Origin of the sequence: Raoultella sp., from assembly GCF_039594335.1 — a bacterium.
Taxonomy (GTDB): Bacteria; Pseudomonadota; Gammaproteobacteria; order Enterobacterales; family Enterobacteriaceae; genus Klebsiella.
Map to the genome: position 1 here is coordinate 23,984 of NZ_JBCNNS010000037.1, position 12,087 is coordinate 36,070.

Consider the following 12,087-nt stretch of genomic DNA (forward strand, 5'->3'; position numbering starts at 1 on the left):
CTCAAACGCCCCGCGATGCGGAGTCACAAAAAAGAATCATCCGTTTTTAGTTCAGCTGAGACGTTGAGGTCCTGCGCGAATCCCTGCCACCTGGCTAATCCAGGTGGAGACAGAAAATGCAGAATGGGACGGGGTGTAAGCCGCCTGGCGAACAATCACCGGCGGTTTGCTCTCCTGCGTCAGCAGGGCGCTGAGTGTGTCGAGTAAAGCCAGATGCTGCGCCTGAAATGGCGAAGACTCTTCGGCAACCGGCAACGCTTGCGGCGCCATCGCAAATGAGAGATGACGAATAACCGTGCGAATAGCATGCTGATGCCAGTAATCAACGGTAAAATTCGGTCGACGACTGGCGTCCAGCAGCGCCAGCTGGGAAAAATTGACTTTGTTCGGGCTGTGGTTGCTGGCCGTGGTTTTCGTCGGCGAAGCTGTGTCGTGGCTGTTGCTAAGCGCAGGCAGGCCAAAGCCAGCCGCGACCATCCCCAACAGGAGATGCGGCCAGAAATACCGTCTGCCAAACTGTCGCCAGCGCGTCAGCAATCCACTCACGTACGTTACCTTTAGTTGAAACAACCCCAGGAAATATTTTTGCGCCCAAATACTACCATTAATACCACACGACAGCAGCAGGAATGACGGTTACAACGCGGCAAAAACGTTCAATAAATCAGCGAACGAACAATGAACAGCGTCGTAGAATCGGGGCAGAACCAGCAAAGGGGACAAAAAAAGAAAAAAACTGGCTCCCTGGTCGGAGAGAGTACCAGGTTACCAGTCTTTTTTACTGAATGGTCAGGCTTATGCCATAACCATTGACGGTGCGCGGAATGCCAGCGGCAGTTCTGCTTCGTCTTCGAAAGTCACATACTCCCAGGCTTCCTGTTTTGCCAGAACAGCCTGCAACAGTTTGTTATTCAACGCGTGACCTGACTTGAACGCCGTGAATGCACCGATGATATTGTGACCACACATAAACAAGTCACCAATCGCATCCAGCATTTTGTGGCGGACAAACTCATCTTCAAAGCGAAGACCGTCTTCGTTCAATACGCGATAATCGTCAACAACGATGGCACAATCGAAGCTGCCGCCCAGGCACAGGCCGCGGGACTGCAGATATTCGATATCACGCATAAAACCAAAAGTACGAGCGCGACTAATCTGGCGCATAAATGCATCAGCAGAGAAGTTCATCGCATAGCGCTGGCTGCTTGCATCAATCGCCGGGTGGTTAAAATCGATGGTAAAATCCAACGAAAAACCATTGTACGGTTTGAATTCAGCCCATTTGTCGCCATCTTCGACCCGAACAGTCTCCTTGATGCGTACAAATTTCTTGGCACAGTTCAGCTCATCAATGCCCGCATCCAGCAGCAGATAAACGAACGGTGCAGCGCTACCATCCATAATTGGAATTTCCGGCGCATCGACTTCAACAACGATGTTGTCAATGCCGAGACCTGCCAGTGCGGCATTCAAGTGCTCGACAGTCGAAATCCGCACGTCATGCTCGTTGACCAGGCAAGTACAGAGCATGGTATCACGCACAGATTTGGCATCAGCCGGAAAATCAACCGGTGGATTCAAGTCGGTGCGACGATAGATGACCCCGGTATTTGCCGGCGCAGGGCGCAACGTCAGGGTGACTTTCTTGCCGGTATGCAAACCGACGCCAGTCGCCTGAACGATACGTTTAAGAGTCCTTTGTTTGATCATCGTATAATCTCGCCAAGTTACCTATCCAACCGAAGTGTACAATACATTCGGATGGGCAGTTTAGCACAAAGAGCGCTGATGCCCAACTTCCAGCCAATTCTTAATCGGCTTGCTTACGCAGGAACGCTGGGATATCCAGATAATCCGGCTCTTTCGCAGTTTGCGTTGTATTGTCGTTCACCACCTTCGCAACCGGTTTCTGCTCTTGAGTTAACGGAGCCATACCGTGCTGCTGGTAGCGATCCATGACCGGCTGCTGAACCTGTTTGTTGGTCACCAGGGTAATTTCCGGACGCTTGTCCATACCGATACCGGTGGCCACAACAGTAACGCGCAGTTCGTCGTTCATATCCGGGTCAAGGGACGTACCGATAACCACGGTCGCATTATCCGAAGCGAAAGCACGGATAGTGTTACCCACGGTTTCAAACTCATCCAGACGCAGGTCGAAGCCCGCCGTAATGTTGACCAGAACGCCGCGCGCGCCGGACAGATCGATATCTTCCAGCAGCGGAGAAGAGATAGCCATTTCAGCCGCTTCTTCCGCACGGTCCTCACCGCTCGCCACGCCGGAGCCCATCATCGCATAGCCCATTTCGGACATCACGGTACGCACATCCGCAAAGTCGACGTTCATCAGACCCGGACGGGTGATCAGTTCGGCAATACCCTGTACCGCGCCTTTCAGTACATCGTTTGCAGCGCCGAAAGCATCCAGCAGCGAAATACCGCGGCCGAGAACTTTCAGCAGTTTGTCGTTCGGAATGGTGATCAACGAGTCCACATGTTTGGACAGCTCAGTGATCCCCTGCTCGGCGAACGCCATGCGCTTTTTGCCTTCAAAATTAAACGGCTTAGTGACAACCGCAACGGTCAGGATACCCAGATCCTTCGCCACTTCAGCGACGACTGGCGCGGCACCGGTACCGGTACCGCCACCCATACCTGCCGCAATAAACACCATGTCTGCACCATCAAGAGCAGCACGCAGCGCTTCACGGTCTTCATCAGCCGCATTGCGACCGACTTCCGGGTTTGCCCCCGCACCCAGACCTTTGGTAATACCGCTACCGATCTGAATTGTCTGGCCAACAGCCGTTTTACGCAGTGCCTGCGCGTCGGTATTGACCGCAAAGAATTCCACACCTTCGATACGCTCGCGTACCATGTGCTCGACGGCATTGCCACCGCCGCCACCGACGCCGATGACTTTAATCACCGCGTCGTTGGTCAGTTCCATAGGTTCAAACATAGTTTCTCTCCGTTTTGTGCCTGTCGCCTGAGAACGCTAATTTTCTGCGTTCTCTTAAAAAATTAAAACTCTTTTCGCAGCCAGCTATTAAGTCGCTTAATCCACGAGCCAACTGATGCAGTTACGCGTTTTTCCACTTCGGCTTCACCACTGAGATGAGATTCCTTCCCGTAGTGCAGCAACCCAACCGCCGTCGAATAATACGGCTCCTGGGCATAATCCGTTAAACCGGTAATATTCAGCGGCGCACCAATACGAACCTGCGTATGGAACACGCGCTGAGCACAGGCGGCAAGGCCTTCAATTTGCGCGGCGCCACCCGTTAAAACAATTCCTGCCGCCAGATGGTGCTTCACCCCTTGCTGGCGCAGCTGCTCTTGCAGTTGCAGAATCTCTTCATTCACCAGGTTGAGCAGCTCGGTATAACGCGGCTCAATCACCTCTGCCAGCGTCTGGCGCTGCAGACTGCGCGGCGGACGCCCGCCCACGCTCGGTACTTCGACGTTTTCGTCTTTACCGACAATGGAACCCAGCGCGCAACCATGGCGAACTTTAATCGCTTCGGCATCGCTCGGTGGCGTTCCGAAAGCGTAGGCGATGTCGCTGGTGACCACGTTGCCCGCGTACGGGATCACTTTGGTATGGCGCAGCGCACCGCCGGTATACACGGCGATATCCATTGTACCACCGCCGATGTCCACGACGCAGACACCCAGTTCACGTTCATCTTCCGTCAACACAGAATAACTGGATGCTAAACCGGCGAAAATGAGTTGGTCCACTTTCAGGCCGCACCGTTCCACCGCTTTAACAATATTTTTCGCCATATCGTTATGGCAGGTAATCAGATGGACTTTAGCCTGCATACGTACGCCGGACAGCCCCACCGGGTTTTTAATCCCTTCCTGGTAGTCGATAGCGTATTCCTGCGGGATAACGTGCAGGACACGATGCTCATCGCGTACGCGGACCGATTTCGCGGTGTGCACCACGTTCTCAACGTCGTCCAACGTGACTTCTTCTTCTGAAATCGGCACCATGCCAATTTCATTTTGACAGCTAATATGTTTACCTGAAAGCGCCAGATACACTGACGAAATCTGGCAATCCGCCATCAGTTCGGCCTGATCAATGGCGCGCTGAACGCATTTCACCACGGATTCCAGGTCGTTAACCCCGCCTTTATCCATACCACGCGATGGACAGCTACCCACGCCAATGATATTGACCACGCCGTCGGGCAGAACTTCCCCTACTAAAGCGGCAACCTTCGCGGTGCCAATCTCCAGTCCAACTACCAGTTTTCTGTCCGTCGCCTTGATCATTGTTGTTCTGCCTGTGCCTGATTCTGTTGTTGATTAGTTTGCTCTGCGGGAGCAGGTACCCAGCCAACCGCTGCACCCGAGTCATAACGCAAATCAACGTAGCTTATCCGTTTGCCGTCGGTCTGCGCTTGCTGCTGTAGGACCGGGTAGAGTTCCATAAAGCGCTGAAGCCGTTTCATAGTATCGCCTCGGCCAAGGTTGAGCTTAATATCGTTATTCAGCGTCAACTGCCAGGAACGACGTGCGGTCATCGCCGCTACTTTCAACGTAAACTTATCCTTTGCCAGTACCTGCCCCATGTCGCGATATCCCTGCAACACTTCGTTCTCACTGCCTTCCGGGCCATACAACATCGGTAAATTCTGCTTATTGGTCCGATCCGCCGGGACGCTGAAGGAATTACCTTCTACGTCGACCATATGTTGATCATTCCAACGCGCAATCGGCACATATTCAACCAGATGAATCTTCAATTCGTCCGGCCACTGCTTTCTGACGCTCGCCTGCTTAATCCACGGCAGACGCTCAATCTGACTCTGGATGATGTTGACATCCTGCGTCATAAAGGTCCCCGGCGGCCCCAGTGCCAGAATCGCCTGGCGGATATCATCGTTACGCGTGTAGTGACGCTCACCGGTTACCACCATCCTGGACAGAGGTAAACGCTGTGCATCCTCCATCCAGCCCAGAACCATCCACCCGCTGACCAACACGGTACATAGCACCGTCAGCAGGAAGACAATCCCGGCCAGACGAGTTGCATTACTCCGACGCGAAGAAGAGGCTTCCTCTTCTTCGTGGTTCCGCGTATTCAGCGCAGCCTGCGACATATCACCCCGCCAGGTCCAGAATTCGAACAACAAGCTGCGAGAAGCTCATCCCGGCCTGACGCGCCGCCATCGGCACCAGGCTGTGGCTGGTCATGCCAGGGGAAGTATTAGCTTCCAGCAAATAAAACTGGCCATCGCTGTCCAGCATCACGTCAATACGTCCCCAGCCTTTACAACCGAGAACATTCCAGGCTTTAACTACCAGGGCCTGAATTTCTGACTCACGGGCAGGATCTTCACAACCAGGGCAGAAATATTGCGTCTCATCAGAGAGATACTTCGCCTCATAATCATAGAAGGTTCCAGCCACCTGGATACGAATTGATGGTAAAATTTCTTCACCCACGATAGCGACGGTGAATTCAGGCCCACTAAGCCATTTTTCAATCAGAACATCTTCATCATGCTGAAAAGCCAGCGTCAATGCATTATGTAATGCACAACTTTCGCTGACTTTCGACATGCCGACGCTCGAACCTTCGCAAGCCGGTTTAACAATCAATGGCAGACCCAGTGCAGCAATCTGCTGTTCAATCTCAGCAGACAGGCCAACATTGAACTGCGCACGCGTCAGCGCAACCCATGGCGCGACCGGTAACCCCGCGCCCTGCCACAATAATTTGCTGCGAATTTTGTCCATGGAAATCGCCGACGCCATCACGCCGCTGCCGGTGTAAGGCAGTTGAATCAGCTCCAGCAGTCCCTGCAGCGTCCCATCTTCCCCACCGCGACCATGCAACGCAATAAAGGCTTTCTTAAAACCCTGCGCTTTCAACTGGGTAACATCCACGTCGCGCGGATCGACGGGGTGCGCATCCACGCCCGCTTCACGCAGGCCTGCCAGTACTGCAGTCCCTGAATTGAGCGACACTTCGCGCTCAGCAGAGGTACCGCCGAAAAGAACCGCGATTTTATCAGCCATGGCGCTCCCCCTCCGTTTTTTGCGGCACGAGTTTGATTTCCGCCAGGTGGCGGGCGATTTTTCCGATGTTTCCCGCCCCCTGTACCAGAATCAGGTCATTCCCGGTCAGTACCGACGCCAGCATCTGCGCAGCTTGTGCCGGATCGGAAAGCAGAATCGGATCCACCTTGCCACGACCGCGAATCGTACGGCACAGCGAACGACTGTCGGCGCCAGGAATCGGCGCTTCACCGGCGGAATAGACATCCAGCATCAGCAGCGCATCAACCTGAGTGAGCACGTTAGCAAAATCATCATACAGATCGCGCGTACGCGTAAAACGGTGCGGCTGGAATAACATCACCAGATTTTTATCCGGCCAGCCGGCGCGTGCCGCTTTGATCGTGGCATCCACCTCTGTCGGATGATGACCATAGTCATCGATCAGCATCGCGCTACCGTTTTTGCCATTGACCTCAGCCAGCGGATATTCACCGAGAAAATCAAAGCGACGGCCGGTTCCCTGGAAACTTTCCAGCGCCCTCAGGATTGCGCTGTCATCAATGCCCTCTTCGGTGGCGACTGCAACCGCTGCCGCCGCGTTCAGCGCATTATGCCGACCGGGCGCATTCAGGGTCACCTGAAGCAACTCTTTATCCTGACGAACCAGACGGAAGTGACCCTGGGCACCGACCTGACGGTAATCCTCTACGCGCACGTCGGCATCTTCGCTAAAACCGTAGGTGGTGATCTGGCGGCCAACGCGCGGCAGCAGTTCACGAATCACCGGGTCATCCACGCACATCACCGCACGTCCGTAGAACGGCAGGTTGTGCAGGAAGTTAATAAACGTCTGCTTCAGATTCTCAAAGTCGCCATGATAGGTATCCATATGATCGGCTTCGATATTAGTCACAATCGCGACCATCGGCTGCAGATGCAGGAACGATGCATCGCTCTCATCCGCTTCCGCAATCAGATAGCGGCTGTGACCGAGGCGGGCGTGAACGCCTGCCGCTTTAACCAGTCCACCGTTGACGAAGGTGGGATCAAGACCTGCTTCCGCATAAATACTGGAGACCATCGCCGTGGTCGTGGTTTTACCATGCGTGCCTGCAATCGCAATGCCATGACGAAAACGCATCAACTCCGCCAGCATTTCCGCGCGGCGAATGACCGGAATACGCGCTTCATGCGCGGCAACAATCTCCGGGTTTTCCGCAGAGATTGCGCTGGAAACGACGACCACGCTCGCATCGCGAACATTTTCCGGGCGATGATTGAAATAGATCGTGGCGCCAAGCTGCGACAGTTGTTGCGTAACCGGATTCGGTGCCAGGTCGGAACCGCTAATCTGGTAGCCTTCGTTAGCCAGAACTTCGGCAATACCGCCCATACCGGCACCACCGATGCCAACAAAGTGAATATGCCGGACGCGACGCATCTCGGGCACTATGGAACGCAGTTTCGCCAGATCTTGTGTATTCATTCTTTACGCCATCAACTTCTTTATACGGGCGGTGGGATTCACCGCGATTAGCGCGCCAGTGCTGCAGCGCTCACTTCTTCTGCTACCCGTTCGGTAGCATCCGGAATCGAGGCTCTACGCGCTCGTTCCGCCATATCCAGCAGCGTTTCCCGATCCCAACCGGCCAGCGTCTGCACGACGGCATCGACGGTAAACTGAGGTTGTTCGAGAATTTTCGCTGCACCCGCTTTCTCCAGCGGCAGGGCATTCCAGTACTGCTGACGATCCTTGTGCTGAAACGGCACAAATAACGCCGGTAAACCTGCTGCGGCAATTTCACTCACCGTCAGCGCACCGGAACGACACACAACAACATCGGCCCAGGCATACGCCGCCGCCATGTCATCAATAAATTCAGTCACTTTATGTTGCGGCTGCCCGGCATCCGCATAGGCCTGCTGCACCGTCTGCTGGCCGCCTTTCCCGCTTTGATGCCAGATAGTGACCGCCGTGCCCAGTTTTCCCGCCACCTGCGGCATAGTCTGGTTCAGTACACGGGCTCCCTGCGAACCGCCCACCACCAGGACGCGGATCGCCCCCTGGCGCCCAACCAGACGCTGTTCCGGTAACGGCAGCGCCAGCACATCATTACGCACCGGGTTGCCCACCACATCAGCATGCGGAAACGCTCCCGGGAACGCCTGCAGCACCCTCTTTGCGATCTTTGCCAGCCATTTGTTTGTCAGGCCAGCAATGCCGTTTTGCTCATGCAGGACCACCGGGATACCCAGCGACCAGGCCGCCAGGCCGCCAGGGCCGGAAACGTAACCGCCCATCCCCAGCACGACATCCGGCTGGAAACGCTTCATGATCTCCCGCGCCTGACGCCAGGCGTTGAAGATACGTACCGGCGCTAACAGCAGCGCTTTCAGCCCCTTACCACGCAGGCCGGATATGCGGATAAAATCAATCTCAATGCCGTGTTTCGGCACTAAATCCGCTTCCATACGATCGGCGGTGCCGAGCCAGCGAACCTGCCAGCCCAGGTCCATTAAATGGTGCGCGACCGCCAGCCCAGGGAACACATGCCCACCGGTACCGCCCGCCATCACCATTAACCGCTTTTCCTGACCGCTCATCGAACACCCCGTGTAAACGCCTGGGCTTTTTCCAGGCGCGTTTCATAATCAATTCGCAACAGCAACATGATGGCCGTCGACATAATCAGCAAACTGGATCCGCCGTAACTGATAAGCGGCAGCGTCAGGCCTTTCGTAGGCAGCATGCCTGCCGCCGCCCCGACGTTAACCAGCGCCTGGAAGCTAAACCAGATACCAATGGCGCAGGCCAGGAAGCCGGAAAAGCGATGATCAATCTCCAGAGCCTTACGACCAATCGACATGGCGCGAAAGGCGACGAAGAATACCATTAATAGGGCCAGTACCACACCGATATAACCGAGTTCTTCGCCGATAATGGCGAAGATGAAATCGGTATGTGCCTCTGGTAAATACTCCAGTTTCTGTACCGAGTTGCCTAAGCCCTGCCCCCACATTTCGCCGCGGCCGAAAGCCATCAGCGACTGAGTCAGTTGGTAACCACTGCCAAACGGGTCTTCCCACGGGTTCCAGAAAGAAGTTACGCGGCGAATACGATACGGTTCGGCAAGGATCAGCAGCACCACCGCCGAGATCCCCATGCCGATAATGGCGATGAACTGCCAGAGCTTAGCGCCGCCGAGAAACAGCATCGCCAGGGTGGTGACGAACAGCACCACGACCGTACCGAGGTCCGGCTGCGCCAGCAGCAGAATAGCCAGCACGAAAATCACGCCCATCGGCTTTAAGAAGCCGCGCAGATTATTCCGGACCTCATCACCTTTACGCACCAGGTAGTTGGCGATGTAGCAAAACAGCGACAGCTTGGTAAATTCCGCAGGCTGAATACGCAGCGGACCTAATGCAATCCAGCGCGATGCCCCGTTTACCGAGCTACCGACGACCAGGACGATCAGCAACATGACGATAGATGCAATCAACATCGCCGTACTGTGCCGCTGCCAGAATTCCATCGGCAGACGCAGCGTCACGAGGGCCAGGCCCAGCGCCAGAAGAATGTATAACCCGTCACGCTTGGCGAACAGAAAAGGATCGTTGGCCAGCCGCTGCCCTACCGGCATGGAAGCCGATGTCACCATAATGAAACCCACGGCGGCCAGACCAAACGTCAACCACAGCAGCATCCGGTCATACATGACCAAGCTATCGTTATCTTTCTGCCGCGAGCCCATCACCCAGCCTTTCAGGGCCGCAAACAGCCAGGTGAAGATAAACATCCCCGGCAGGCGCGGCAGTCTCCACTGAGGCATTTTCAGGCGCGGGAGGGATAAACGCATCAACCTAACTCCTTCGCCAGGCGGGCAAAGACATCACCCCGTTGTTCGAAACTCTTAAACTGATCAAGGCTGGCACAAGCTGGCGATAACAGCACCATATCGCCCGACTTCAGCAACGGGGCAATCTGGCGCAGCGCCTCTTCCATCGTCCCGGTTTGCGTCGCCACTTCCGGGCGCAGTGCCGCCAGCTGATCGCCATCGCGACCGAAGCAGTACAGGCGGATATTGTCGCCCGCCAGATAACACTTCAGCGGCGTGAAATCAGCGGATTTGCCATCGCCGCCCAGCAGCAGATACAGGGTACCGTCCAGATGTAGCCCGTTCAGCGCGGCTTCGGTACTGCCAACGTTGGTCGCTTTGGAATCATTGATCCAACGCACGCCGTTATGATCCAGCACCAGTTGGAAACGATGCGCCAGACCGGTAAAGGTGGTCAGCGCCTTGAGACTGCTGGCCCGCGGCAGGCCGGCGGCATCAGCCAGCGCCAATGCAGCCAGCGCGTTACTGTAGTTGTGTTGTCCAGTAATGTGCATCTCTTTAACATTCAGGATCTTCTCACCTTTCACCCGCAGCCAGGTTTCTCCCTGCTGGCGGTTAAGGTGATAGTCGCCAACATCAACGCCGAAGCTGATGCAGCGCTCATCGGCGCCGCGTACCGGCATCGTCAGCCCATCATCGGCATTCACGATGCAGGTTTTCGCATTTTCATACACCCGCAGTTTCGCCGCACGATACTGCTGCAGACCCAGCGGGTAGCGGTCCATATGATCCTCGGTCACGTTGAGAATCGTTGCGGCCACTGCTCGCAGACTGGAGGTGGTTTCCAGCTGGAAGCTGGAGAGTTCCAGAACGTACAGTTCGCGGTCGGCATCAAGTAACATCAGGGCTGGCAGACCGATATTGCCACCGACGCCAACATTCATGCCGGCCGCTTTTGCCATCTCGCCCACCAGCGTTGTCACGGTACTTTTCCCGTTAGAGCCGGTAATCGCGATAATCGGCGCCTGCGCTTCGCGGCAGAATAGCTCAATGTCACCGACGATTTCGACGCCCGCATCCGCCGCCTCGCTCAGTGCAGGATGCGCCAGCGCGATACCAGGGCTTGCCACAATCAGATCCGCTGCCAGCAGCCAGTCTTCATTCAGGCCCCCCACGTAGCGTTCTACCTCTTCCGGCAGCTTATCCAGACCGGAAGGCGCGACGCGGGTATCCATCACCCGCGGCGTCACGCCGCGCGCCATGAAAAAGTCCACGCAAGACAGCCCGGTCATTCCCAGGCCAATAATGACGACTTTTTTACCCTGATAATCTGCCATGATTAACGTACCTTCAGCGTCGCCAGGCCAATCAGCACCAGCATCAGCGAAATAATCCAGAAGCGCACGATAACGCGCGGCTCTGGCCAGCCCTTCAGTTCATAGTGGTGGTGAATCGGCGCCATACGGAAGATGCGCTGACCGCGCAGCTTGAAGGAACCGACCTGCAGAATAACCGACAGAGTCTCCACCACGAATACGCCACCCATAATCACCAGCAGGAACTCCTGACGCAGCAGCACGGCAATGATGCCCAGCGCGCCGCCGAGAGCCAGGGAGCCGACATCACCCATAAAGACCTGTGCCGGATAGGTGTTGAACCACAGAAAACCGAGACCTGCGCCGACGATCGCCGTACAGACGATGACCAGTTCCCCGGCGTGGCGCAGATAAGGGATATGCAGATAGTTGGCAAAGTTCATGTTGCCCGTTGCCCATGCCACCAGCGCGAAACCCGCCGCCACAAATACGGTCGGCATAATCGCCAGGCCATCAAGACCGTCGGTCAGGTTGACCGCATTGCCGGTACCGACAATCACGAAGTAAGCCAGCAGAATGTACAAAAGCCCCAGCTGAGGCATGATGTCTTTAAAGAACGGCACAACCAGCTGGGTCGCTGGCGTATCTTTACCGGCCATATACAGCGCGAACGCAACGCCCAGCGCAATCACCGACATCCAGAAGTACTTCCAGCGGGCGATCAGCCCTTTGGTGTCTTTACGCACCACCTTACGGTAGTCATCGACAAAACCGATGATGCCGTAGCCGATCAGCACGGTCAGAACACACCATACGTACGGGTTGGACGGGTAGGCCCACAGCAGGACAGAGACCACAATGGCGGTCAGGATCATGATCCCGCCCATGGTCGGCGTACCGCGTTTGCT

At 55.6% G+C, this 12,087-nt stretch carries 11 protein-coding genes; all 11 read right to left on the minus strand.

The features are described from left to right. Positions 1 to 51 precede the first annotated feature (51 nt). On the minus strand, positions 52 to 546 hold the full coding sequence (gene secM / locus ACZAHD_RS09010) for a secA translation cis-regulator SecM (RefSeq protein WP_462456453.1): 495 nt from the start codon (positions 544 to 546) through the stop codon (positions 52 to 54). Positions 547 to 795: 249 nt separating this feature from the next. Beyond that, on the minus strand, positions 796 to 1,713 hold the full coding sequence (gene lpxC / locus ACZAHD_RS09015) for a UDP-3-O-acyl-N-acetylglucosamine deacetylase (RefSeq protein ID WP_004857886.1): 918 nt from the start codon (positions 1,711 to 1,713) through the stop codon (positions 796 to 798). Positions 1,714 to 1,813: 100 nt separating this feature from the next. Next, positions 1,814 to 2,965 (minus strand): cell division protein FtsZ, encoded by a 1,152-nt coding sequence (gene ftsZ, locus ACZAHD_RS09020; RefSeq protein WP_462456454.1) that lies wholly within the window; start codon positions 2,963 to 2,965, stop codon positions 1,814 to 1,816. A gap of 62 nt (positions 2,966 to 3,027) precedes the next feature. Next, positions 3,028 to 4,290, minus strand: coding sequence for a cell division protein FtsA (gene ftsA / locus ACZAHD_RS09025; protein ID WP_462456455.1), 1,263 nt, complete (start codon positions 4,288 to 4,290; stop codon positions 3,028 to 3,030). Continuing rightward, positions 4,287 to 5,120 carry a cell division protein FtsQ gene (gene ftsQ, locus ACZAHD_RS09030; RefSeq protein WP_462456456.1) on the minus strand — a complete coding sequence of 278 codons (834 nt, stop codon included), beginning with the start codon at positions 5,118 to 5,120 and terminating at the stop codon, positions 4,287 to 4,289. The genes ftsA and ftsQ overlap by 4 nt, the downstream gene beginning before the upstream one ends. Before the next feature lies 1 nt (position 5,121). Next, positions 5,122 to 6,042 (minus strand): D-alanine--D-alanine ligase, encoded by a 921-nt coding sequence (locus tag ACZAHD_RS09035; RefSeq protein WP_462456457.1) that lies wholly within the window; start codon positions 6,040 to 6,042, stop codon positions 5,122 to 5,124. Beyond that, entirely contained in the window at positions 6,035 to 7,510 is a 1,476-nt protein-coding gene (gene murC, locus ACZAHD_RS09040) for a UDP-N-acetylmuramate--L-alanine ligase (RefSeq protein WP_462456458.1), read from the minus strand. Before murC ends, ACZAHD_RS09035 begins: the two co-directional genes overlap by 8 nt. Positions 7,511 to 7,557: 47 nt before the next feature. Beyond that, positions 7,558 to 8,628, minus strand: coding sequence for an undecaprenyldiphospho-muramoylpentapeptide beta-N-acetylglucosaminyltransferase (gene murG, locus ACZAHD_RS09045; protein ID WP_462456459.1), 1,071 nt, complete (start codon positions 8,626 to 8,628; stop codon positions 7,558 to 7,560). Continuing rightward, positions 8,625 to 9,884, minus strand: a complete 1,260-nt coding sequence (ftsW, locus tag ACZAHD_RS09050) for a cell division protein FtsW (RefSeq protein ID WP_462456460.1) — start codon at positions 9,882 to 9,884, stop codon at positions 8,625 to 8,627. Before ftsW ends, murG begins: the two co-directional genes overlap by 4 nt. Continuing rightward, on the minus strand, positions 9,884 to 11,200 hold the full coding sequence (gene murD, locus ACZAHD_RS09055) for a UDP-N-acetylmuramoyl-L-alanine--D-glutamate ligase (protein ID WP_462456461.1): 1,317 nt from the start codon (positions 11,198 to 11,200) through the stop codon (positions 9,884 to 9,886). The genes ftsW and murD overlap by 1 nt, the downstream gene beginning before the upstream one ends. 2 nt (positions 11,201 to 11,202) lie before the next feature. After that, a partial coding sequence (mraY, locus tag ACZAHD_RS09060; RefSeq protein ID WP_462456462.1) for a phospho-N-acetylmuramoyl-pentapeptide-transferase occupies positions 11,203 to 12,087 on the minus strand: 885 nt, incomplete at its 5' end.